The following is a 24796-nucleotide window of genomic DNA, read 5'->3' on the forward strand; positions in this document are numbered from 1 at the left end:
CTCAACAGAACACCCCATGGCATTACCAATTCCTCCACTTAAGAAGCAGCCTCGAAAATGATTTTTATCCCTCTTCATGATATATTAAACTCCTAGCTCATATTAATCCCTAAAAAATATCTCAATGCCTTTTAATCAATAACCTAACCAGTTCCTTTTGTCTTTTCTCTAGCACTTCAGGCGTCCATTTTAAGTTTTGTTCAATAAATACCTTGTTTGCATGGAAAGCATCTATCCTATTTTTCAGATAAACCTTTTTCTTTTCCTCAAAATCAAGATTGCTTAAAGCAGAATTTTTCTTCTGGCTGATTAATACAAGGTTAGCAAGTTTATTTATCCAATATTCCCTTTGCTCATCAGTAAAATCCTTTCTCCACTGACTGTTATCTGATGGATTCTGAGGTAAAATATGTTCAACAGTTATATAATTATAACCTGATAAATGAACAGTATTATCACTCATTAAATACTCAAGTTTTAAGAGCAAATACCTTGCATACTGTTTTTTATATATATTCCCTTCAATATTTTTTCTAAATTCCTCAGTGTCAATATTAAATAGACTTTCATTATCTAAAAGGTCATCAAGATTCCGGGCATCTGTATTCTCAATTGCATTTAATATATTATTCATTGCATCCAACCTTAACGTTGGTGTGACCCCACAAACCCAATCTCCTGTGAATTTATATTCTAATTTCTTTAAAAATTTATCAATTTTATCAATACCAAACTTACAACAATAATACATGAGCGGCGGTATCCAATCCTCAGAACGTAATCCTATTCTCATTACTGTAATGAGATTTTTATATTCATTACTTAGTGAAGGTTCCTGCAACTCAATTATATTCTCATAAATAGTGTTATATTTATCAATTAATTCAAAAGTATCTTTACCCATTTTTAGTTTAGGTTTATTTGGTAACTTAACATTATAAATTTTTTCATTGAATTCTTCTAACAGATTAGCCCTTGCTTTTTCCTGAACTAGAATTGTCCTGATAAACTGGAGAAAACGGTCAAAATTTTCTCCGTGTTTTCCTTCAATTTCTTCCCATATTTTTGCATATTTGCTTACTTCTTTTTCAGTTGTTAAAGCACCTATATTCTGTGATTTCAATATATCTGCATTAGTTAATGGTATTCCTCTATCATTAAGAATGGTAAACATTCTGAATGCATCTTCAGTATTATCAGTAGAAACATAAATGAAAAGGGCGTTATTAAAAATAAACCTGATAAAATCCAACAAATCAACTTCCTGCTGCTTTTCAATCAAAAGTTCTCTTAAAACTAATATTGCATTAGCCATATTAGTTAATGACACATTATCACTATCTAAATATGATTTTATTTCCTCTAAACGAGTTGTTCCGTTTTTCTCGATTAGAAAATTGTTAATAAAATTTTCAACATTATCCCTTATTTTATATGTAATACGCATCCTAGCCGGTATATTTTCAAGCCTATCTTCCTCCTGATATATCTTTTTATGAATTGTATTCTTAGCACGTTCATCTGAAATTATATCCCTTAGAATTGCCATCATAATAAAAAAAGTTGTTAGTCTTTGCTGACCGTCCAATACTTCATATTCAGGATAAGAACTATTCCTTACTCTCTTTAAAACTAAAGAGCCTAAGAAATATTCGCTTTCTGGCTTATTTTTAAAAGCGAAATATAAGTCTTCAACAAGCTCAAAAATATTATCTGATTGCCAGACATAAGACCTTTGATATTCCGGTATCACAAACCAAAAGTCCTCCGAAAATATTTTCTGAAATATAACCTTATTAGCCTCAATCTTTCCTTGAGCCAACACACTACACTTCCTTTCTTCTTTTAAACATGCATTTTTCTATGACAGTTGGGACACAAAGCCACAGTATTATCTATAGTATCAGTTCCACCTCTTGATAACCATTCAATATGGGGTTCCCCCGTTAAATTAGACACATAGTTTAGACGTTTTTCTCTCGTTTTTATATTCTTCCGGACTTTTATAACCCAAAGCAGAATGAAGTCTAATTCTATTGTAAAATCGCCTTGGCTCCTTATTTATGTAAAAAATCTGTCTAAATCTAATGCTCTTTAAAAATTACATAAAATTAGACTACTAGAGAAATAAGTTTTCAAAATACTTATAAAAAACTCTGTTAAGCAACCTGTACCAAAATATTTTTATCTCTGTGAATTTCATAATAATCAGCAGGAGTATATAGTATCCAAGACTTCCATGTATTCTCCGGTTGTTATAATACTCTATATACTGGCTTATAATTTCATACGCTTCCCTGAAATTTAAAAATTCATTGCAGGTATAGCATTCTTCTTCCAAAATAGAATGAAATGCTTCTATATGGGCATTCATATTAGGAGTTTTTATAGGTATTCTCTCATGAACCAGTTTTAATTCCTGGCAGGTTTTTTCGAACCTGGCTACTATAAACTGCGGGACCATTATCGGTTCTTATTACCGGCAAATTGTTGCCACACAATAAATTTCTATTAGCAAGGGCATTTTTAAGTAAACGGCTGCAATCTGAAGCGGTCGCATTTAATCCCAGGTAATAATCTACAATCATGCGATCAAAAACATCTATTATCGATACCAGATAAAAAAACTTTTTAGTTTCCTTTAAGTACCCGTATTTTATATCTATTTTCCATAATTGATTAGAACCCGTAATCTCTTGCTTTTTGGCTAACCTCCTTGGCCTTTTGGGATATATTTTTCTCTGGGGTTTTAGTATGCCAAGCTCTCTGCTTAATCTGTAAGTTTTCTTATGGTTTATTACTATGCCATATTGTTTCCTTAGTACTGCATTTATTTTTCTATATCCATAGGGAAATCCATCGCCGGATATTATAAGGATTATTACCAGTTTCCCTACATTCTTTAATAATTTGTTCTTTTAGTTCATCACTGTACTGTTTTTTACTGCTCATTAATATCTACCCCCATTTGCTCAAAGATTATCATATTAGACAGATTTTCTCCAAAGGTTTTAGGGGGCTAAATAGATATATAATCTCTTATAGCATAATACAATTCCTTAAGTTTAGGATCTGTCGCTTGTAATTGTTCATTAAATGTTTTATCTGTGGTTCGTTTTGAAGTTGTTATCAGAAATGTCTTTAACAGGTTTTGTAGTATTTGAATTGATGAGTTCAAGTAAAATTAGCTCATTTCCAAATTTTTTATAACGAATAAGGTCTATATTTCTATTTATCTGTTTTACTGCATACTCATCAAATTTCGTAAAATCACTGGCAATACAAATGAGTCTTGGCATACTCCAATCAAGCTTATCAAAATTTTCATTGCCTAGAATTTTCATTACAAGAAGCTCAAAGTCAACTTTATGGTCAAGCAACCAATCAAGATAAAAAAGGCCTTGATTTATTACATTCTCATTAATGGCTCTCTTGTATTCAAAAATCACCGGACAGTTATTTTCGTCAATACCTAATGAATCAATTCTTCCTCCATATGTTGTAATGTATTCCGAACAAAGAAAGCGTACCTCGAAGAATTTCTCCATATTTTTTTCAATGAGGTTCTGTAATTCCCTTTCAATATTAAACGTAGTGCAAACGCTAAACTAAAAATGAACCATATAAAAACAAAATGATCATAAAAAAGTGATCCACCCTGCAGACCAATCCCATATCATTAAAGTTGAAGACATAATGATGTGGGGGGATCGGAGTGATCAGAGTGGATCAATATAAGCTTATCAGAGAATTGTACGTAATAGAAGGTTTATCTCAAAGGCAAATTGCAAAAACATTAGGAATTTCACGTAATACAGTAAGGCGTTATTGCAATGGAAATAATCTTCCTGGAGAAAGGAAGAATAGTAAACGCAAGCCTTCTGTTGTAACCCCGGAAATTCGAGCCTTTATTCAGGATTGTCTGGATGAAGATAAAAAGGAGGATGTAAAAAAGCAAAAACATACTGCTAAAAAAATATATGATCGCTTAACTGAAGAACTTGGCTTTACTGGTGGAGAATCTACCATTCGCCGAGTAGTACATGAAATGAAGGAGAAGATGCCTAAGGTATTTATACCATTATCCTTTTCCCCGGGCGAAGCAGCACAGGTTGACTGGGGAACGGCTATAGCCTATATAGCTGGACAAAAGACAGAAGTTAATCTCTTCTGTATGCGCCTGTGTTCTAGCTGTACACCTTTTGTTTTTGCATTCCCATCTCAGAGAGAGGAGGCATTTTTAGAAGGACATCAAAGAGCCTTTAAATTTTTTGGTGGAGTACCTAGAGATATTATCTACGATAATCTTAAAACTGCAGTAAAGGAAGGCTGGGGGAAAACTGCCCGAGAACAAAATAAATTTGCTAAGTTTCGTGCTCATTATGTATATAATTCCCGTTTTTGTAATCCAGGAGAAGGACATGAAAAAGGGCTGGTGGAAGACCTGGTCGGTTACTCTCGGCGTAATTTTCTTGTACCCCTTCCCCGGGTAGAAAACTGGGAGGAACTTAATCAATTACTAATTAAGCGATGCAATAAATACATAGAAGTCCATCACGTTAGAGGCCGGGAATTATCAGTAAAAGAAGCCTTTGAACAAGAAAGACAAGCCCTTACCGCTCTGCCAGGAAGACCTTATGAAGCAGCAAAACTAGCAGAAGGTAAAGTTGATTACTTCTCTACCGTTACTTTTGAAACCAACCACTACTCTGTACCGGTAAAATGGTCTGGAAGAACAGTAACAGTAAGAGCTACTTCCTTTGAAGTACAAATCTATTACAGGGGAGAACTAATCGCTTCTCATGAGCGATGCTATCAAAAGTACAAGACCCGATATCAACTTGAACACTACTTACCCTTAATCGAAATGCGACCTCGATCTGTTTTCCATGCAAAACCGGTTAAAGAAGCCAGGTTACCCGAGGAATTAGAGATATTTTCCCGTAAACTTAATAATCCGGAAAAAAGCATGGTAAGACTTTTACGTTTGGCTATTGATTATGGATACGAAAAAGTAGCCGATGCTATTCGAAAAGCAGATGCAAACAATCAGTATTCGGTGGATGTAGTGCAATTCTACCTCAACGAAACTGAACTTAAGGTAATAAAGATTAATAATATGGGACCAGCTGTACAAACGGTCGATCTTAAAGCCTACGACATACTTTGTACAGGAGGTGATCGCTTATGACTGATTCAGATGTTATTAGTCTTTATGCCAAACAGTTAAGACTGCCCACATTAGCCATGTATTCAGACGTAGTAAGACAGGCAGAAGAAATGGGTTGGGGATATGAAGAGTTCCTTTGCGAACTTTTACGTCGGGAGTTGAAACAAAGGGAAGAAAACCAGAGAAAACGGAGGATTCATCAAGCACATTTTGCTTTAGACAAAAGTCTGGATATGTTTGATTTTGATCTTTTACCCAATGTAGAAGAAGCATATATATGGCAACTGGCTAATGGAGAGTTTGTGGAGCGTAAAGAGAATATAATTCTGATCGGAAATCCGGGATCTGGGAAAACACATTTGGCCATAGGTTTAGGAAGAAGGCTTTGTGGGCTCGGATATCGAGTAAGTTATTACACTGCTGCAAATCTAGTCACTGAACTTGGTGAAGCCCAGCAAGATAGACAATTAAGTAAGATAACTCGTAACTTAAACAAATCGGATTTATTAATCCTGGATGAACTATCATACCTTAGTTTTACAAGGGCTCAATCTGAATTACTATTTCATGTTTTATCAGATAGGAACGAAAGGGGGAGTGTGATCATAACCACCAATCTTGAGTTTTCCAAGTGGGGAGAGATTTTTCCCGACAGCATGATGACTGCAGCCCTGGTAGATCGAATAACTCATAATGCTCACATTCTGAATATGAATGCTCAATCATACCGACTAAAAGACAGATTAAAAAAATCTAAAGCTTTAAAAGAAGGTGAGAATGACAAGTAGGAAATTAAATTTCATAAAACGATATTAACAAAGTCTGGGCAAGGTGGCTCAGTTGTTTATTGCATAATAAAAATGGACAGAGTTGCAAAATAAAATCCCCACTTTTGCAACTCAAAAATCCCCAAATTTGCAAAGGTCATTGCAGGCACCCCTAAAAAAATTTTACCCTTGTAGTTAGGGACAACTTAACTGCAAGGGAGGAATGGAGGATGCTCACAATGACCCAAATTGATGATATCAGAAAAGCTTTCTTTATCAAAGGGCAAAATATCAGCGAAATAGCACGCGAGTTTCAGAAGGATAGAAAAACAATACGCAAATATATCTACCGGGAAGACTGGAACACTAAAGTTAAAACCTCAACTTTCTGACCAAAAAAACTGGCTGAAAAGCCCGAAAAAACAATAAAATAAACAGTAAAAAAACCTGTATTGACACAAAAAGTGCATCCACGTTTGGTAAAATGTAAAGTGGTAAAAAAACAAAACATTCCAAACAGAAAGGATGCACAAGTTAATGTTACATCAAATCAATCCGTCTGAAAAGGTTATTAATGAAATTAATAGACTCTTTAAAGAGCTTAAAATCAACCAACTGCTTCGTGCAGCTAACATTAGAAAGTCGCGCGGTGTCAGTGTTCAGCAGATTTTCGAGTTTATTTTCCTGCTAGCTCTATTTGGCAAGAATCAGTATAGATTCCTGGAGAGCAAACGTGGTCAAGGATTACCTAAGAAAGATGTATATTACAATTTCTTAAACAATCCACACTATGCATGGAGACGCTTCCTGCTTATGTTGGCGTCCAAAGTCACCGATAAATTTGACCACCTGACATCGGATAAAAGAGTTCGAGCTTTTATTATTGACGACTCCCCTATTGCACGAAATCGCAGTAAAAAGGCAGAGCTCTTAGCTAAAGTATTTGACCACAGCAAGCACCGTTTCATAAAAGGCTTCAACATGCTGACTCTGGGTTGGACTGAAGGCTATAGCTTTATTCCTGTAGATTTTGCCATGCTAAGTTCTGCCAAAGAAACAAACCGTTATAACGGGGTATCTGCTTCCATCGACAAACGCAGTCATGGCTTTAAACGTCGTCTTGAAGCTATGATGCCCAAACCCGATGTTGTGCTTAAGCTGATTAAAAACGCTTTAAATATCGGTATTACTGCTGATTACGTTCTTATGGACACATGGTTTACCAACGAACCCATGATTAAGGATCTAGGAGCTATTGGTCTTCATGTGATCGGCATGGTTAAGAACAATCATCGTTATCGTTACAATGGGCAACTGATGAAACTTGACGAAATTCGCAAATGCCTGTATTCAGAAAATAAGTCTGATATTATCGGCTCATTGTTGTGCGAAACAAAAAGCGGTATCTCGGTAAAATTGGTCTTCATCCGCCATCATAACAATAGAAACAAATGGCTTGTTATAGCATCAACTGACCTTTCATTGGATGATAAAGAAATCATCCGTATTTACGGTATGCGCTGGGAGATTGAAGTTTTCTTCAAGTCTTCAAAAAGCCTTTTGAAACTTGGAACCGAGTATCAGGGTCGAAGTTATGACATGCTCATAGCCCATACAACGATAGTTTTCAGCAGATATATTCTGTTGGAATGGGAACGTCGTCACAACCAAGATTACCGCAGTTTTGGAGATTTATTCTTCCTTTGCTGCGAAGAGATACAAGATTTAGATTATGAAACAGCCTTGAGGCAGTTAATGTATTACTGCATGATGCTGCTTGATAATGTTCCCAAGGAACTAGCAAAAATTGTTTCATGTCAAGTAATGTTCTGGATTGCTGCTCAGCCCCTGTATATCCAGAGGTTGTTCAGTAATTTCTGCTACGAAAGTTGAGTTAATAAATACTGCCTCAGCATTTAATATTGCTGAGATTTAGCAGATTGCCATCTCCAAAATGAGAGAAATTTTTTCAAAATCAAACAACCTGAACCATTTTTTTACACCCAGCATTTTGATATAATTTTAGTAAAATGTTTGGGGTGATTTATTTGGTGCTACCGCATGATTTTGGTATTTCAGTTGATGAGTATATAAAGCGCGGAATGAACAACGATTTCCCCGAAATCAAAAGATGCCTCCATTGCAAGGGGCGGATTCGTCTAACTCGGCATGGTTTCTACTAGCTAAATACCATCATCACTGCCAAACAGAATCGGTTACCGATTTGCCGAATCGTATGCCCTTCCTGCAGAAAAACGGTCTCTCTGCTGCCATCGTTTTTACATTTCTAGTATGCCGTTCGTTGATGTTGTCCTAGAGAAGCTGCATAAAAATCTGGTGTATGGGGAAATTACCTGCTGTCATCAACTGGTGCTATTTTACTGGAAGTGCTTCATAAAGAATCTCAACCGGATTGAAATGTTTTTCCGGGCTACAGGCTTTCTCGGTGTGTTACCACAGGAAACAAAAGAAAAAGCCATAAGGTTGTTGGAAATGCTCCGGACTTTGGGCAAAGCAATCCTTCCAGGAAGGGCCAACGGACATTTCGCAAATAACTTTATGGCAAATTAATTGTACCGTTATCTGCCCCTCCTGAAAATAGATTTTTGCTTCCACAAACCTTTTGCATGGTGAGTTATCCTTTGATTAGTTTAAAATGAAATCAATAGATGATTAAACGGTTAACCTCCTGAAAAAGGAAGGATTTTATGCAGGAAGAAGATTATGAAAAGTAGCATTATTCCGTTACGGACTCATCGCGCCCATTTTAAACGGCCAGGTTGCTAACCAGAATAGAAAGAGTATATAGCAGAAGTGGAGAGTAAAGTTCATCAGGTGCCCCATTACGGGCCTAAGGAGTTTACGCCCAAAACACTGACAGGCTGGCTCCTTGCCTACCGCCGGGCTGGGTTTGAGGAGCTTAAACTCAAACAACTTTCCGACCGAGAGTAACCGTGGAAACTCACCCGGAGCAGGAAAAACATCTGCTAGCTTTGCACAGCGAAATGCGAGATATGCCAGTTTCTGTCTTTTATGACCAGCTAGTGGACAAGGGTGAATTTCTGCATAAGGATATTTCTTATGCTACGATCTACCATATTTAAAAAAAAAACACGGGATGATAGGCAAAGAGATTGAAAGATTCTTCGGGACAGTAAAGACGAGGTTTACGCTACTTCTGAAATCCCAACCGCCTAATTCTATTGATGACTTAAACCGCCAGTTCTGGCAGTGGCTGGAGGAGGATTATCACAGGAAGATTCATGCTTCCCTGGGAATGAGTCCTCTGGATATGTACTTATCCCAGGCCAGCCAGATGCGGATGCTTGAAGATCCGGCTTTTCTAAACCCTCTTTTCTTAAAACGCGAGAAATACAAGGTGAAGCATGACGGGGCTATTTTTGTCAATAACAGACTTTATGAAGTGCTCCACATTTTATTGGCCATAGGATTGAGATCCGCTTTGACGAGGATGAGGTCTATATCAATTATTTCGGTATCATCCAGAAATTTCTTGAAATATTTGTCGTGGAGGTTTATGATGTCGCTCATTCATAAATTTCTTCTCTCCAGCTTTGCTTACATTATAAGGTGACAATTATGGCCGTAAGCTATAAAAAACTATGGAAACTCTTAATTGATAAAGATATGAAAAAGAAAGATTTAAGAGAAGCGGCTGGTATTTAGTACATCTTCAATGGCAAAACTCGGGAAAAACGAATACGTAACAACCGAAGTTTTAGTTAAAATATGTAAAGCTTTAAAATGCGATATTGGGGATATTATGGAGATTGTAGATGACGAATAATATCACCGCTCTATGAGGATAAGTGATGAATAGTGTTGACAAGTGTTGACAATTACGATATACTATAGAGCGAGGTGATACATATGGCAACAAACAAAGTAGCAAACTTTTTAAACACAAGCAGCGCTGCAGAATTTCTTGGAATTAGTGTTTCTACTCTATATCGTATGGTTGAAAAAGGAATTCTTAACCCAATAAAGACTCCAGGTGGTCAACGCAGATTTGATATAACTGAATTAGAGCAATACTTAAACATGAGCAAAACAATTATTGCTCCACAGAATCCACGGATGGGCAAAGAACAATCCTTAAAAAACAATGAATCAAATATCAATAGTTTAATCGATTCTAAAGAAAATGAAACAAAAAATGAGGAAAAAGAGTATTTTCAAGTAGATCCTAGAAATAAACTTAATGACTTAACAGGAAAAGAATGGCTTCCTGAAACTAAAAGTTTTTTCTTTCAAAAGGGATTGGGAGCCAAACATCCTCATGCACAAATTGAAAGGCAGCATCCAGCCCCATTTTCCTTTCAAGATATTGGCCGATTAATTCTTTTTTTTACAAAGCGTGGTCAGAAGGTACTAGATCCGTTTGGCGGGGTCGGTTCAACCGCTAAAGCCTGTGCACTTAATGGAAGAATTTGCACCCAAATTGAACTTTCCCCGAAATGGCATGAGCTTGCAATTAAGAGATTGGAAACAGAAGTGGCAGAAGGTGAATCATCTAATCACAAATTCATTAATGGAGATTGTCGTAAAGTACTTAAAACATTTGAATCAAATATCTTTGATTTTATTGTAACAAGCCCACCATATTGGGCAATTTTAAATAAGCGTGCTGATCATAAAGTAATCAAAGAACGCGTGAATAATAGCCTGGCTACAAATTATTCCGATAGTGATGATGATTTAGGTAATATTGAAGATTACGGAAAATTTATAAATGTTTTAGTTAATGATGTTTTTCTCGAGTGCGGTAGGGTTATAAAAGAAGGAAAATATATGTGTATAATAGTTTCTGATTTTAGAAATAAATCAGAGTTTATTAGTTTTCATAGTGATCTAATTCAAAAGCTTAACAAAGCGGCTATTGATGATAAACATTTTTGGGGACTACAAGGTACTAAGATTCTTATACAAAATCACAAAAGTCTTTTACCTTATGGATATCCCTTCGCTTATGTGGAAAACATTCATCACCAATACATCTTAATATTTAGAAAAGAAAAACGAAAAAAGTGAGGGATGTCAAATGGAGATGGAGTATAACAAAGTTTATTGTGGCAACAGCGATGAATTATTAATTGAAATGATAAAAAAAGGAATGCGCTTTGATTTAATTCTCACGGATCCACCTTATAATCTTAATAAAGATTTTGGTAATGATAGCGACAAATTACTATTAAAAGAATTTTTAGACATAACAAAAAAGCGTATTGAAAACTGCAAGAGTTTGTTAAACGATACCGGCAGTATTATTTGGTTTGGAATTCATAATTATATTGGTTATATCCAAGTAATTATGTATGAAGCTGGTCTCTATTACCGTCGTATGAATATTTGGCATTATAAAAATGGTTTTAGTCGTGTTAAAACTGTTCCAACAGCTCAATATGAGCCATTTTTATGGTTTTCAAAATCAAACAAAAAATGGACATATAATTATGATGATATTAGAATACCGTATAAAAGTGCAGAACGATTAAAAAATCCAGTTTATTATACAGGAGCAAATGGAGAGAGAAAAAAATGGACTCCTAATCCTTTAGGTGCATTACGAGGAGATATCTGGGAGTATCCAACATTAGCAGGTAAATTATTCAAAGAAGAGAAGACGGAGCATCCTACACAAAAACCCGAATCTTTAATTACAGATTTAATTAAAGCTTTTTGTCCTAAAAACAAAGATGGTTTATATGAAGGCACAATACTCGACCCATTTCACGGTTCTGGCACTTTGGGTGTTTGTTGTGAAAAGTTAAATGCAGAAGGACATAAGATAAAATGGATCGGTATTGAAATCGAGCAAAAATGGTGTGATGTTGCCAATAATAGGCTTGCGAAAATAAAAAATTTGCTATAATTAATTAAATCGAACGAGTAACTAAACAAAAATTGACAGTGCTAAACCTTTCATCGAAACGATGAAAGGTTTGCTCTCTTAGCCAAGGAGGATATAAATAAATGATAAGGTTTCCTAATCCGGGATCTGATATTCCAACCTTTATACATATCTTTCAAACAATTTATACATATTTAAGCGATTATAAAGTTTTTACCTTAGATGATATGTCTCAAACACTAACGAAAATGAATTTAGCTGCTTCCTCAGGTTATGTCGGCGAGCAAGCTTTAAAACTATCTACTAGAAAAGATCGCAGCAGAGATCCGTTATATAATCAATCAAAAATGTATGCCGAATTATATCGATCCTTGGGTTGGATAACTTCCAGCGAAGAAAAGGCGCTTCTATTTTCATTTACACTTCTAGGTGAACATATGGCAGCGGCTAAAATCGATCCAAAATCCATTTTTGAGGAAAGTGTTTTAGGGATTAATTACCCAAATCAAGTTATTGATAATAAAAATGAAAACGCATCAAGGACTTTTGCCACTATTCTTCTTACCGCTTATGAACTAGATGGCTATATTTGTCGTGATGAAATTATTGTAGGTCCTTTAAATATTGATGATACCGACTTAAGGGCTTTTTCATCAATGATTGATTACATAAAAGCAATGCGGGGTGATATTAGAAAACTTCATGGAGCTATATTAGAATTGTCTAAAAGAATAAAAATTCAAATTAATACTATGCAAAACTATACTAGATTTCCAATGTCCGTATTAACATACTGTGGTTGGTTTGAAAAAGTTAGGCAAAATATCTTGTACCCTAATGGACGAAACATGGTTATCCTAAAAATGACCCAATATGGTCGAGAAAAAGCTGAATGGCTTAAGAGAGTTCTAGATATACGTACAGAACATTTTGAAAAGATGGACGAAGCTGTTAAGCCTGCTATGATTAGACTTGGCTTTTATACAATGCTACAAAGGGCTAATTTTGATGTTACACCTGTTTATGATAGCATTGCTAAGGATTCAGTTGCATTAAGTAAACATATTGGTGATAAAGAGTTACTTTTTTCTCCTTATCAGACTATCAAAACACCTATTGTAAATTCTGCACTTGGAATTGAATACACCCCATCATCTTCAGACATAAAAGAGTATAACCGAATTGTAGCGGAAACTAAAGACATTTATAAAATAACAGCCGCACCAAAAGGAACTGTGAGATTGTTGCGCCAGACTTCGACAGACACATTATCTTTAAAAGAGGAATCAGAAATTTCAAAAAAGATAAAAAGCATGATAAATGATGGTAAAGAAGATCAAGAAATTGTAGATTCATTGTTTGCTGAATACCACAATGCAACTCAAACTGTGTTTTATCCATTAATTGCTGATTTATTTTGTATATTAGGATTTAATTGTACTGCCACAAGAGCAGGCATAAACTATGAAAGATGGGACGCAATTGCAATTGACGATGACTTTACAATACCCATTGAAATAAAATCCCCCTCAGAAGAAGAATATATTTCTATAAAAGCTGTGCGCCAGGCACTAGAAAATAAAATAATCCTCTTATCTCGCAAGACTTATAATACGGATTGGGATACAGTTAGTTTAGCAGTTGGCTATCATATGCCTCATGATCGTGCAGAGGTAGGACGATTGATTGATGATATAAAGTTTGCATTCAATATTAAAATCGGAATCATAGATTTTAAATCGCTGTTGATAATGGCTATAAAAACTCTACGCGGTAGCGCATATATCGACCCACAAGAAATCAGAAAGATGGAGGGTTTAATAAATGTCGAAAATTCTTAACCAAAAGAATTACAAACAATCTATATTATTAATGAAATCTGATGAACGAATATTAGAGATATTACATGTACCAAATAAACCTTCGATTTTGAAAAGAACGCAATCATCATGCAGTGCTTGCTGTATTAGCTGTGTAACTCCTTATTGTATGAAATATTTACCGGAAGAAATAACACCACAAAGCAAGTATTTTAATGCTTTCCCTGTGGATGTGAACGATAATGTATGTCCAACCTCAGCAATCTCATGGGATAAAGAGAGTTTGACTCCATCAATTAATGAAAAATTATGTATTAATTGCGGTTTATGTGCTTCTAGATGTCCAGCAGGTGCAATTTATTTAACAAGTAAATGTGCAGTAGTCAATTTTGATATTAATTTGGTTGAAAAAGTAGATTTTACAGAGGAAACATATTCATTACATATAAATCAAATTCAGAACCTGTTGAAAGCTAAACATATTGGGCAAATGCTTAAAGAATCTGAGAAGCAAATGGCTACAATTTACCAGAAAATTGCATCTATTAATACTGATGCGCAGTTTCCAAATCTTTTTACAAGAAACCTTCTTATTCAAACAGGAAATCGTTGTTTCATACGACGAAGAGGTGATGTATATTTACGAATGGATGTCATTATGGAACTTAGTGATTCCGTCGCAATAATTGAAGTTGAATTCAATAAAGATTCTCTCGAATCACCAAGAGCAATACTAGATGATATTGCTGTATTAGTTTCTAGATATGGAATTAATATAGAGCTTATTAAACCGTTTATTGTATGCTTAGAGTTTCCAAACATTCGCACAGAATACTGGCGAGTTATAAAGGATATTGCTAACGTTCTGAAAATTAATATTAATTCATTAAGTATAGGTGTTTTAATTTTATTTGTCTGGAACTTTAAAAAAATAAATTTTTCCCAAATACCCTTTTATGCAGATATCGACAAAGCTTCAATTAAACAAGAAGTCCAGACTGCTATAGGTTTTGACCTCAATCTAACCAGTGAAAACTGTGCTATACTCGAACCCAAGAAATAACATAAATATAACTATGAGGTAATACATATACGCACATTTTCACATTTTTTAAGAAAATTCAAGCCAATTATAATCTAAGCTAAAACATCTATCTTGTATCCTCAACTCCTATAAAAAATGACCTTTATCTAATCTGTTTACTCAACTATTAATTTTCAGGGTGGTTGATATGTTCCCGCAATCAATAAAAATAAGGGTCTCCTGACATTGCCACATCCGGCAGAGCGGCCTTGAGAAAAGCTAAATGTCTGGAAACCCTTTATTTATCTACATCTTCAGCCGTCCTATTTCTCCACCCTTGACATCAAGACGACACACTCAACGTGATGTGTCTGGCAAAACATATCAAAAGGCTGGATTTTTTGTATTTCGTAACCCCCGACAGTCAGTAATGCCAGGTCGCGGGCGAGAGTAGAAGGATTACAGGAAACATAAAGTATTTTTTCAGGTTTAAATTTAATTAGGACATCTATAACTGCTCTTTCAAGTCCGCTGCGGGGAGGATCCACCACTGCTATATCAAACTTTTCGTGCAGTTCAGGCAAAATTTTTTCACAATCCCCTGCTATGAAGCGGCTGTTTTTTATTCTATTTTGTATCGCATTATATTCGGCATTAGCTGTCGCTTCCCGGTTGTTTTCTATTCCCAGCACAAAACCGGCCTGATCAGCCAGAGATAATCCTATACTGCCCACACCGCAATAAGCATCAAGTATTTTTTCTCCACCGGTCAATTCTAAAGCTTTTTTTACAAAGTCTATTATTTTTTCATTCTGCTTCTGGTTGATCTGGAAAAAACTTAAGGGAGACAATCTAAAGATGTTGTCCCCTATTTTTTCCTCCAGATATAAATCACCGTGGATATGTTCCAGGTGACCTCGGTTATAAAAATAGATTGCATCTGTCTGGCTTTTCAGAGCGGATATAAAATTGCTATCCAGATTTAGATTTTTAAAAATGAGCATTATCCTCTTGCTGTAAGATGACTGTCTTAGGACAATTTCACCTTGTCCATAACCCTCGTTTCTCTGCAAAAGCTCACTTAGAACCCAGCTTACCCGCTGCATATCCTCAGAAATAAGTCTACAGGTTTTAATTTCTACCAGGTTCTGGCTTTCCGGCTGATAATAGCCCAGCTTGCCTTCTTTTACATGCCAGGTTACCTTATTGCGATACTGCCAGGGATAATCTGCTCCTATGACTCCGTTTATTTCAACATCCAGTTTTCCTATTCTGGCTGTTGCATCTTCAACTATTCTCTGTTTTATGCGCAGCTGTTCTTCATAAACAGTATGCTGTAAATGGCAGCCCCCGCATTGATAGTAATGAGAACATGACGGCTCTGTCCGGTAAGAGGAAGGCTTTAGGATATTGAGTATCCGGGCATATGCAAATTTTCTTTTTTCTTTGACTATTTCTATTTCTACTTTTTCCCCGGGAAGAGCATAAGGAATAAAAACCGCTTTTCCGTTTATCCTTCCTACGCCTTCCCCTTTGTGGGTTATTCCCTCAATTTCACAGTACACTTTTTCTCTTAATCCTCCTATCTGTAATTCTTACCGCTTCAGCAAACATCAGAACCCACAACATCATAACCCTTCTGAACCCTGTTTTTTACAAGTTCACCACCTGTTAAAAGTGCCACCAAATGCTCACTGGTTTCAGCAAGGGGATCTCTATTGGATTCTACACACCCAATGTAATTAAGAAATTCCAACCTGGCTGTTCTATATGAAAGAAATACTGATAGAAATTCATTTAAATTTGACATACCCTTACCTCCTAGTGAGAATTATATCATACTGCTTTCCAAAATCTTCAATAACCTTATCCGCAGGTTATTTCCTGCCTTGAGTTGTCTTTGTTTCTTTGTTATAATTAAATCAAAGAAAATTTGTACATTATATTATTACTCAGCATATACTAAGAAAAGGTGAATAATTATGTTGCAAACAACCCAACTGGGAGGTGTTAATTCTATGTTGAAAAAACGTATTTCCGTATCAAAGAAACGACAGATAACTATTCCTATAGAATTTTTCAATCGTCTCGGTATTGAAAAGGAAGTTGACTGCTATCTACAAAACGATGCTATTATTATCCGCCCTGTGCGTGAAAACACCGGCGAATTCGATGAACAAATCCTTGCCGACTTAATATCTCAAGGTCTTTCCGGGACTGAGCTTCTTGAAAAGTTTAAGGAAATGCGGCGCAAGGTTCGTCCTGCTGTTGAACGCTTGCTTGATGAAGCCTACCTTGCTACTGCCGGTAAAGCCAGTTTTTTCACGTATGAAGATGTTTTCGGTGAGGAAGACGAATGATGTATAAGCTTATTATTCTGCCTCCTGCTGCCCGTTTTTTAAAAAAGCTGAAAGAAAAACCTCTCAAAGCAGCTTTTCAAAAAGCCGTTGATGAAATCCTCAAGAATCCTTATATAGGTGAACCTAAAACGGGCGATCTTTCTGGTGTCTTTTGTTATGATATCTATTACAACAAAACAAACTATGAGCTGGCCTATACAATCATCGAAGAAGGCGATTCAACCATTGTTGTAATTCTTGCCGGTACCCGTGAAAATTTTTATGAAGAATTGAAACGATATATGAAAAACCTTTAACCATATGGTCCACAACAGAAGCCGGTGTCAGCTTCACCTGCTTTAAACACTGGGTACAAAGCGGGCGAATCATAAGGTAACGCTTTCTGGCCGCACGCCACCAGGCGTTATATCCCTGTTTTGTTGAAGATCCACGTTTAAGGAAAGTTATTCTGTCTTGACAATAGATACAAGAACCTTCCTGTTTCCAAAATCTTCGAATAACCAATTTTTCTTCCTGACGCAATTTCGGCTTTGCCAGGTGTAAAAATACGCAGGTGCCGCAATGTCATACCAATCACCTCACTTTAATCGGCATTTGCCTATCATATAAAGCTGTTAAATGTATATTTTAGAATAAGCTTATATGCCAATCAAAAACATAAAAGCGGAAAGTAAAAGCACTTTCCGCTTAAAAATTCAAGTTTTCGTATTTTCAGGCCAGTTTAAGCCCCTCTTCAAATGCCTTAAGATTTATATCTACTGCTCTGGCAGGAACTATTTTTCTTACAGCTTCCTTAACCTGTTCTTCGGGAAGCTGCATCACCCGACTTAAAACTCCAACTAAAACTACATTGGCAACTCTAACATCTCCCAGCTTCAGCGCAATATCGCTGGCATTTACCTTTATTGCATCAGGAACAAAACTGCGTATTTTTTCAATAATATCATCAGGGTATTCAGTTTTGCCGCTCATAACCGGCAGAGGATCTATTCTCTCATCATTTACAATAACCTTCCCTCCGGGTTTAAGGTATTCCAGCCAGCGGGCTGTCTCAATCTTCTCAAAACCAAGAATAAAATCGGCATCTCCTTTTTTTATGATAGGAGAATAGACCTTATCCCCGTATCGAACCTGGGATACTACACCGCCTCCTCTTTGGGCCATTCCGTGAACCTCAGATACTTTCACATCATAGCCCATCTGAACTGCAACCTGTGCTATTATACGGCTTGTTAACAAAGTGCCCTGTCCTCCTACACCTACTATGAGGATATTTCTTGTATTCTTATTCATAATTATCCCTCCATAACCTTAATAGCATCAAATTTGCAAATTTGAGGACAAAGCCCACAAGCTACACAGGTTTTAAGATTGATTTTTGCTTTTTTGGTTTCTTCATCAAAATAAACCCCGGTACAGCCTACTCTTATACACTGTTTACATCCAGTACAGATTTCATCATCAATATAGTATTTGATTTTGGACGGTATTCTGTCTTTTTTAAGCAGAGCACAAGGTCTTTTAGCTATTATTACCGAAGGAGCTTCCCGATTAAGCTCTTCATCTAAGGTTTTCTCAAATTCTTCCAGATTTAAGGGATCTACTATTCTTATATGTTCAACCCCCACTGCTTTAACCAAAGTCGGTAAATCTAATTTATAAGTAGGCTCATTTTTAAGCGTAATTCCAGTTGCAGGATGATCCTGGTGGCCGGTCATAGCGGTAGTATCATTATCTAAAATTAATACCGTAGAAACACCTTTATTATAGACTACATCTATTAACGCGGTTATCCCTGAATGAACAAAAGTCGAATCCCCTATGACTGCTACCGTCTTTTTGGCAAACTCGCGCCCACGTGCTTTTTCCATGCCTAATGCCATACCTATACTTGCTCCCATACATAAACAGGTATCCATGGCCTCTAAAGGACTCAAAGCGCCTAAGGTATAGCAGCCTATATCTCCTGTTACCACTAATTTCTTTTTACGCAAGGTATAAAAAACACCCCGATGCGGACAGCCCGGACACATGAGAGGTGGACGGGCAGGAATCTCTGAGCTTAAATCTCCTGCACTTTGAACTTTAATACCTTTGATTTTTTCTTCAATAAGCTCAGGGCTGTATTCACCTAAAACTGAAAATAAGTTTTTGCCTTCTACCTTTATGCCCAATGCTTTCACATGTTCTTCAATCACCGGCTCCAGTTCTTCTATAACAATAAGCCTTTCAACTTCAGCTGCAAAATCGCGAATAAGCTTTTCCGGCAGAGGATTTGTAATACCTAATTTTAATACCGAAGCATCTGGCAATACTTCTTTTACATACTGATAAGGAATGCCGCTTGTTATTATGCCTATCTTCTTATTTCCCCATTCAATACGGTTTAAGGGAGTTGTCTCTACATATTCCTTAAGTTTTAACATGCGTTTTTCTACTTCTACATGCCTTAAACGCGCATAGCCCGGAAGCATAACATACTTTGCTGCATTTTTTCTATATTCTTTGATTCTTATTTCTTCCCGCTCTCCTTCCTCAACTAATGTTTGAGAATGGGAAAGCCGGGTAGTTGTTCTCAAAATCACCGGAGTATCAAACTCTTCACTCAAAGAAAAAGCCAATTTTGTAAAATCTTTAGCTTCCTGACTGTCAGAAGGCTCTAAAACAGGCACTTTTGCAAAGCGCCCATATCCCCTGTTGTCCTGTTCATTCTGGGAAGAATGCATACCCGGGTCATCTGCCGAAACTAACACTAATCCTCCGTTAACCCCTATGTAGGATAAAGTATATAAAGGGTCTGCTGCCACATTGACCCCTACATGTTTCATAGCTACCAGAGTCCGTGCTCCCCCAACGGAAGCTCCCGCACCTACTTCCAAAGCTACTTTTTCGTTAGGTGCCCATTCTGCATATACTCCATCATATTTGGCAAAATTGCTTAAAATTTCGGAACTAGGAGTGCCCGGATACGCAGCAGCCACTGTAGCTCCTGCTTCATATGCTCCGCGGGCAATAGCTTCATTGCCTAGCATCAATTTCTTCATTATTCTCCTCCTTAACTCTGCTAACTAAAATGATTTCAAAAAATTTTTCAGTATTATGAATTATTACTGAAAATGTAATAACATATATCAAAATATTTGGGATGATAATAGCACATAATTATATTGCTTGTAAACTGGAATTTAAATATGCGAAAAATACCAGTCAACTATAGCTTCACTCAAAACCTTGGCCATAAAGTAAACAGGCTTTATGCTGCCTGTTTTTAGACCGGCAATGTTTTTATAAGTCAATCTTTCCCCTACTATGCCGGTTATCGCAATCTGACCAACCGGCGGAAGTTTTTTATCCAGTGCTTTGCCTGGCAATATAGGTCCTTTTCTGATTTTTATAATGCCTAAATCTTCACGGGATCCTAGAGAAGCATCAACAGCAATTTCTATATATTCTGAATAATGGGTATTTCTAATCTTCTGCAGATGTTCACTTAAATTTTGAGAATTAAGCGGATTTTCTAAAGTTCCATATACTGATAATTCTGAAGTCTTTTCTTTTATCATAGTCCCGACTAAAGGGCCGAAACAATCAAGTAAATGCCGATCAGAGCCGATACAAATAAATATCGGCTCTTCTCTGGAAACATCTATTATCTCATCTAAGGTGATTATAATATTGTCTCTTATGTCCTCATCCTCATAGTGTTGAGCCAACAGATACATACCGAAGACTATTCTCCCAAAACCTCTTTCAAGGCATTTATAAATCTCTTGTTTTCTTCCTCAGTCCCGATAGTTACCCTTATAAAAGAAGGAAAACCAAAAATGTCGCCAGTACGAACAATTACCCCTAATTGTAAAAGCTTCTGAAATACTTCCCTGCTGTTTCTTCCTGTGTCAACAAAAATGAAATTGGCTTCAGTAGGAACATATTTAAGTCCCATTTCTTCAAACTGAGAATATAGATAGTTTTTCCCTTCTCTATTTAAGCGACAGCTTTTTTTCACATGTTCAATATCATCTAAAGCTGCTTCAGCCGCAATTTGAGCCAATAAATTGACATTAAAAGGCTCAGTAACTCTTTCTACCGCCTTAGCAATTTCTGGATTAGTAAACCCATAGCCTACCCTTAGCCCAGCTAAACCATATATTTTAGAAAAAGTTCTTAAAACTACCGCATTTCTTCCTTCTTTTACATAATCGATTCCGCTTATATAATCCTTCGCATCTACATATTCAAAATAAGCCTCATCAAAAACTACCAAGACGTCAGATGGGATTTTTCTCATAAATTCTTCAATTTCTGCCCGTGTAGAATAAGTCCCGGTAGGATTGTTTGGATTACAGATATATATAATTTTAGTTTTATCTGTAATTTCATCGAGCATAGCTCTTAAATCATGGCGAAAATCCTTTAAAGGAACATTTATACATTTAGCTCCCATTATTGTAGCAGTAAATTCGTATTCAACAAACGAAGGATCACCAAAAATAACTTCATCTCCAGGACTTAAGAAAGTTTCAGCTAAAAGCTTTAAAAGTTCATCGGACCCATTGCCTATAATAATTGCATCTTCACTTATATCATTAACACGGGCTAATTTTTGCTTCAAGTAAAAATTATTGCTGTCAGGATAATAATGCAGCCTGTCTAACGATTTTTTTATCGCTTCAACTGCTAAAGGGGAAGCACCTAAAGGATTTTCATTGGATGCCATTTTGATTATATCTTCAATTCCTAACTCTCTCTTTACTTCTTCAATCGGCTTTCCCGGCACATATGGTTTTAAGTTGAAAATCTCCGGCCTTGCCTTGCTGTTTACAAAATCTCTCATCTAAACTAAAACCTCCTGAAATCAAGAATTGCGCAGGTCAATAACCCTTTTTGCCTTGCCAGCACTTCTTTCTATGCTGTGCGGTTCAACCAGTTTTATTTTAGGATTTATTGATAAGGTTTTATACAGCTGCTGACGCAGATTTTCTTCAATTCTCTCCAAGTCAGCATATTTATCACTGAATATATCTTCAGATATCTCTACCTTTATTTCTATCTCATCTAAAAAACCTTTTTTATAAACTACAATCTGATAATGAGGTTCTAAGCCTTCGATATTAACCAGAACACTCTCAATCTGGGAAGGAAATACATTTACTCCTCTGATAATAAGCATATCATCCGTTCTGCCTGTAATCTTACTCAACCTGGCAGTTGTCCTTCCACATGCACAAGGTTCATAAGTAATTGAACTTATATCTTTAGTCCGGTATCTTATCACCGGCAGGGCTTCACGCCCCAAGGTAGTGATAACGACTTCTCCTTTTTCTCCTGGAGGAAGAGGCTCTAAGGTTACCGGATCAACAATTTCAACAATAAAATAATCTTCCGCTACATGCTGACCACAGATAAGTTCACATTCCCCGGAAAAACCAGGACCACCAACTTCACTTAATCCATAATTATCAGTAGCTAGCATTCCCCATCTCGCTTCAATTTCCCGTCTATATTCTTCAGAAAATGCTTCTCCTCCAAAAAGTCCTAATCTTACATTAAGATCATTTTTAGGATCTATTCCCATTTTCATAGCAACTTCAGATAAATGCAAAGCATAGGTTGGAGTACTTACCAAAACAGTCGTTCCAAAATCTTTCATAATCATTATTTGTTTTTCCGAATTGCCGCCGGAAATAGGTATCACTGTAGCTCCTATTTTTTCCAAACCATAATGGAGCCCATGAGCACCAGTAAAAAGTCCATAACCAAAAGCAATTTGGGTAACATCTTCATCGGTAACTCCAGCCATAGTAGCCATACGGGCAACAAGTTCTGACCATATCTCAAGGTCATTCCTGGTAAAACCAACTACGGTAAGCTTCCCGGTAGTTCCAGAAGATGCATGAATACGAACTACATCTTTCACAGGAACTGTAAACATTCCAAAGGGGTAGTTATCCCGAAAATCGTCTTTTACGGTAAAAGGGAGTTTTTTTAAATCATCAAGGCTTTCAAAATCTTCAGGTTTAAAGCCAATTTCATCAAACTTTCTTCGATAAACTGAAGATTTTTCATAAACCCGGTGTAAAGTCTCCTTAAGGCGCTTAAGCTGCAGTTTTTCCATTTCTTCACGCGGCATACATTCCATTTCCTTATTCCATATTCGCATTAAAAATCCTCCCCAATTCAGCTATTTAAATTAAAGTCAAAATTAATTTTCAAATACTAATTCTTCTTTCCCGTAAACCTTAGCCAAGTGTTCTTCGGAATATTCAGGAGTCAAAAGGCTTACTGCCGGCACAACTGCCAGAGGAACTAGCATAGCTAGAGAACCGAAAAAGGGAGTTCCCCACTGCTGAAGCAGTTGCAAAACCGGACTTTCTATCCACACCGGAAACCAGTTTATTGTAAAATATCCGCCAATGGAAATTAAAACCCCAGTAATCATACCAGCCCATGCTCCGGCTCGGGTAGTTTTTTCCCAGAATAAACCATATAAAAAGGGAGCTAAAAAAGCACCGGCTACTGTTCCCCAGGAAAGTCCCATAAGGGTTAATATTACTCCCGGAGGATTTAAAGCAATCCATAAAGACAGAACAATAAAAACAACACATAGTATTTTCATAATATTCATAGTTCGTTTTTCACTCATATCAGGCAGTAAAGCTCCTTGAAGTAAATCTATCGAAACTGAAGAACTAGATACTAAAACTAGTCCTGAAAGGGTAGACATAGAAGCAGATAATACTAAAAGCAAAATAAGTACAGCTACTGTTTCCGGTAAAGCCTGGTTCATAATGTTGGGCATTAAGAGATCTGGTGAAGGTTTACCGTTTAATATCGGTAATTCTGCAAAATATAGATGGCTTAAAGCGCCTGAATAATATGCCCCGCCGGTAATAATCAGAGCGAACAAACTGGAAACTATAGTTGCTTTTGGGATTACATCCGGACTTTTAATACCATAAAACTTTTGAATCATTTGAGGCATACCCCAGGTTCCTAAACTGGTAAGCACAACCAAAGATATTAATCCTATCAATCCTCCAGGGCCAACCGGAGCAGCCAGTTTAGGATCAACAGCCCGCAAAGAACTTATACTGTTAATAATTCCCCCAACTGCCTCATTACCTGCAATATAATTAACCATTAATATTACTCCTGCCAGCATAATAATGCCTAAAACAAAATCAATTAAAGCAACAGCAATATAACCTCCTAAAACTAAATAAAGAGCAGTAAGCACTGTCATAATAACTAAGGCTACTGCATAGGGAATATTAAAAATCTGTTCAAAAAGATAACTTAATCCCATAAAAACTGAAGCTGAATAAGGAATGAAAAATATAAAAATTATAAGGCTGGCAAATATCTTCATATTAGTAGAAGCATAGCGGGCTTCAAGAAAGGAAGGCATAGTGAGAACATTTAAACGGCTGCTCATTTCCCTGGTTCTTGAACCCATAACTTTCCAAGTCAAAAAGGTTCCAAGTAAAGTATTACCCAAAGCAATCCATAAAGCAGATAATCCATATCCCCAGCCTACTTTTCCAGCAAATCCTATTAAAAGAACCGCTGAAAAATACGTAGTACCAAAAGAAAAAGCAGACATCCAAGGACCTATTGACCTGTTGCCCACCACAAAATCATTAATGGTAGCTGTTTTGGTTCTAGTGTAAAGGCTTAAACCAATAATCACCGCCACAAAACAAGCTACCATTCCGAATTTCATCATCAATTCTACCATCCTCCCGTCCAACTTTTTTTTAAAGCTTTCCTACCTTCCTACTTA

The 24796-nt window shown here is 36.5% G+C and carries 24 protein-coding genes and 2 pseudogenes; 13 read left to right on the forward strand and 13 right to left on the reverse strand.

The window, feature by feature from the left end; all coding sequences use genetic code 11:
- Nucleotides 1–121: 121 nt before the first annotated feature.
- The 5 genes from H0Z36_RS02620 to H0Z36_RS02635 form a co-directional block, all read right to left on the reverse strand.
- Entirely contained in the window at nt 122–1825 is a 1704-nt protein-coding gene (locus H0Z36_RS02620) for a DUF262 domain-containing HNH endonuclease family protein (protein WP_296863636.1), read from the reverse strand.
- Nucleotides 1826–1845: 20 nt separating this feature from the next.
- The gene (locus H0Z36_RS02625) at nt 1846–1959 is read right to left on the reverse strand and encodes an HNH endonuclease (protein WP_296863638.1); all 114 of its coding nucleotides are present in this window, start codon (nt 1957–1959) and stop codon (nt 1846–1848) included.
- 160 nt (nt 1960–2119) lie between these two features.
- Nucleotides 2120–2464, reverse strand: a complete 345-nt coding sequence (locus H0Z36_RS02630; RefSeq protein WP_296863640.1) for an integrase core domain-containing protein — start codon at nt 2462–2464, stop codon at nt 2120–2122.
- On the reverse strand, nt 2400–2888 hold the full coding sequence (locus tag H0Z36_RS10635; RefSeq protein WP_366508851.1) for a DDE-type integrase/transposase/recombinase: 489 nt from the start codon (nt 2886–2888) through the stop codon (nt 2400–2402). Before H0Z36_RS10635 ends, H0Z36_RS02630 begins: the two co-directional genes overlap by 65 nt.
- Nucleotides 2889–3101: 213 nt before the next feature.
- Nucleotides 3102–3548: a hypothetical protein gene (locus H0Z36_RS02635; RefSeq protein WP_296863642.1), complete on the reverse strand. Its 447-nt coding sequence runs from the start codon at nt 3546–3548 to the stop codon at nt 3102–3104.
- Between the two features lie 167 nt (nt 3549–3715).
- On the opposite strand from H0Z36_RS02635, the gene istA reads away from it, so the two are divergent.
- From istA to H0Z36_RS02690, 11 genes and pseudogenes are all read left to right on the forward strand, one after another.
- Nucleotides 3716–5191: an IS21 family transposase gene (gene istA / locus H0Z36_RS02640; protein ID WP_296863644.1), complete on the forward strand. Its 1476-nt coding sequence runs from the start codon at nt 3716–3718 to the stop codon at nt 5189–5191.
- Nucleotides 5188–5958, forward strand: coding sequence for an IS21-like element helper ATPase IstB (gene istB / locus H0Z36_RS02645; RefSeq protein WP_296863645.1), 771 nt, complete (start codon nt 5188–5190; stop codon nt 5956–5958). The genes istA and istB overlap by 4 nt, the downstream gene beginning before the upstream one ends.
- Nucleotides 5959–6167: 209 nt before the next feature.
- Nucleotides 6168–6329 (forward strand): hypothetical protein, encoded by a 162-nt coding sequence (locus H0Z36_RS02650; RefSeq protein ID WP_296863876.1) that lies wholly within the window; start codon nt 6168–6170, stop codon nt 6327–6329.
- Nucleotides 6330–6474: 145 nt separating this feature from the next.
- Entirely contained in the window at nt 6475–7830 is a 1356-nt protein-coding gene (locus H0Z36_RS02655) for a transposase (RefSeq protein ID WP_296863858.1), read from the forward strand.
- Between the two features lie 399 nt (nt 7831–8229).
- A complete protein-coding gene (locus tag H0Z36_RS02660) occupies nt 8230–8508 on the forward strand; it encodes a hypothetical protein (RefSeq protein WP_296863647.1) in 279 nt (92 codons plus the stop codon).
- 184 nt (nt 8509–8692) lie between these two features.
- Nucleotides 8693–9423: pseudogene (locus tag H0Z36_RS02665) on the forward strand (Mu transposase C-terminal domain-containing protein); the annotation flags it as partial.
- A 114-nt stretch (nt 9424–9537) separates the two neighbouring features.
- A pseudogene (locus tag H0Z36_RS02670) lies at nt 9538–9745 on the forward strand (helix-turn-helix transcriptional regulator).
- Nucleotides 9746–9828: 83 nt separating this feature from the next.
- Nucleotides 9829–10989 (forward strand): DNA methyltransferase, encoded by a 1161-nt coding sequence (locus H0Z36_RS02675; protein WP_296863649.1) that lies wholly within the window; start codon nt 9829–9831, stop codon nt 10987–10989.
- Nucleotides 10990–10999: 10 nt separating this feature from the next.
- Nucleotides 11000–11830, forward strand: coding sequence for a site-specific DNA-methyltransferase (locus H0Z36_RS02680; RefSeq protein WP_296863651.1), 831 nt, complete (start codon nt 11000–11002; stop codon nt 11828–11830).
- A gap of 101 nt (nt 11831–11931) precedes the next feature.
- Nucleotides 11932–13650 (forward strand): hypothetical protein, encoded by a 1719-nt coding sequence (locus tag H0Z36_RS02685; RefSeq protein ID WP_296863653.1) that lies wholly within the window; start codon nt 11932–11934, stop codon nt 13648–13650.
- On the forward strand, nt 13634–14692 hold the full coding sequence (locus H0Z36_RS02690) for a 4Fe-4S binding protein (RefSeq protein WP_296863655.1): 1059 nt from the start codon (nt 13634–13636) through the stop codon (nt 14690–14692). Before H0Z36_RS02685 ends, H0Z36_RS02690 begins: the two co-directional genes overlap by 17 nt.
- Nucleotides 14693–14976: 284 nt before the next feature.
- On the opposite strand, the gene rlmD is transcribed toward H0Z36_RS02690, so the two are convergent.
- Nucleotides 14977–16218 carry a 23S rRNA (uracil(1939)-C(5))-methyltransferase RlmD gene (gene rlmD, locus H0Z36_RS02695; protein ID WP_296863657.1) on the reverse strand — a complete coding sequence of 414 codons (1242 nt, stop codon included), beginning with the start codon at nt 16216–16218 and terminating at the stop codon, nt 14977–14979.
- A gap of 38 nt (nt 16219–16256) precedes the next feature.
- A complete protein-coding gene (locus H0Z36_RS02700; RefSeq protein ID WP_296863659.1) occupies nt 16257–16463 on the reverse strand; it encodes a hypothetical protein in 207 nt (68 codons plus the stop codon).
- Between the two features lie 208 nt (nt 16464–16671).
- Between H0Z36_RS02700 and H0Z36_RS02705 the strand changes: the two genes are divergently transcribed.
- Together H0Z36_RS02705 and H0Z36_RS02710 are read left to right on the forward strand one after the other, a co-directional pair.
- Nucleotides 16672–17013 carry an AbrB/MazE/SpoVT family DNA-binding domain-containing protein gene (locus H0Z36_RS02705; protein WP_296863661.1) on the forward strand — a complete coding sequence of 114 codons (342 nt, stop codon included), beginning with the start codon at nt 16672–16674 and terminating at the stop codon, nt 17011–17013.
- The gene (locus H0Z36_RS02710; RefSeq protein ID WP_296863859.1) at nt 17013–17309 is read left to right on the forward strand and encodes a type II toxin-antitoxin system RelE/ParE family toxin; all 297 of its coding nucleotides are present in this window, start codon (nt 17013–17015) and stop codon (nt 17307–17309) included. Before H0Z36_RS02705 ends, H0Z36_RS02710 begins: the two co-directional genes overlap by 1 nt.
- 415 nt (nt 17310–17724) lie before the next feature.
- Here the strand turns inward: H0Z36_RS02710 and H0Z36_RS02715 are convergent, their stop codons facing one another.
- From H0Z36_RS02715 to H0Z36_RS02740, 6 genes are all read right to left on the reverse strand, one after another.
- Nucleotides 17725–18306 (reverse strand): indolepyruvate oxidoreductase subunit beta, encoded by a 582-nt coding sequence (locus H0Z36_RS02715; protein WP_296863662.1) that lies wholly within the window; start codon nt 18304–18306, stop codon nt 17725–17727.
- 2 nt (nt 18307–18308) lie between these two features.
- Nucleotides 18309–20057, reverse strand: coding sequence for an indolepyruvate ferredoxin oxidoreductase subunit alpha (iorA, locus tag H0Z36_RS02720; protein ID WP_296863664.1), 1749 nt, complete (start codon nt 20055–20057; stop codon nt 18309–18311).
- 141 nt (nt 20058–20198) lie between these two features.
- Nucleotides 20199–20735: a spore protease YyaC gene (gene yyaC, locus H0Z36_RS02725; protein ID WP_296863666.1), complete on the reverse strand. Its 537-nt coding sequence runs from the start codon at nt 20733–20735 to the stop codon at nt 20199–20201.
- Between the two features lie 8 nt (nt 20736–20743).
- Complete coding sequence (hisC, locus tag H0Z36_RS02730) at nt 20744–21847, reverse strand: histidinol-phosphate transaminase (RefSeq protein WP_296863668.1); 1104 nt, start codon at nt 21845–21847, stop codon at nt 20744–20746.
- A gap of 21 nt (nt 21848–21868) precedes the next feature.
- Nucleotides 21869–23173: a phenylacetate--CoA ligase gene (locus tag H0Z36_RS02735; RefSeq protein ID WP_296863670.1), complete on the reverse strand. Its 1305-nt coding sequence runs from the start codon at nt 23171–23173 to the stop codon at nt 21869–21871.
- 42 nt (nt 23174–23215) lie between these two features.
- On the reverse strand, nt 23216–24751 hold the full coding sequence (locus H0Z36_RS02740) for a sodium:solute symporter (RefSeq protein ID WP_296863672.1): 1536 nt from the start codon (nt 24749–24751) through the stop codon (nt 23216–23218).
- Nucleotides 24752–24796 lie beyond the last annotated feature (45 nt).

This window comes from Thermosyntropha sp. (assembly GCF_017656155.1).
Lineage (GTDB): Bacteria > Bacillota > Syntrophomonadia > Syntrophomonadales > Syntrophomonadaceae > Thermosyntropha.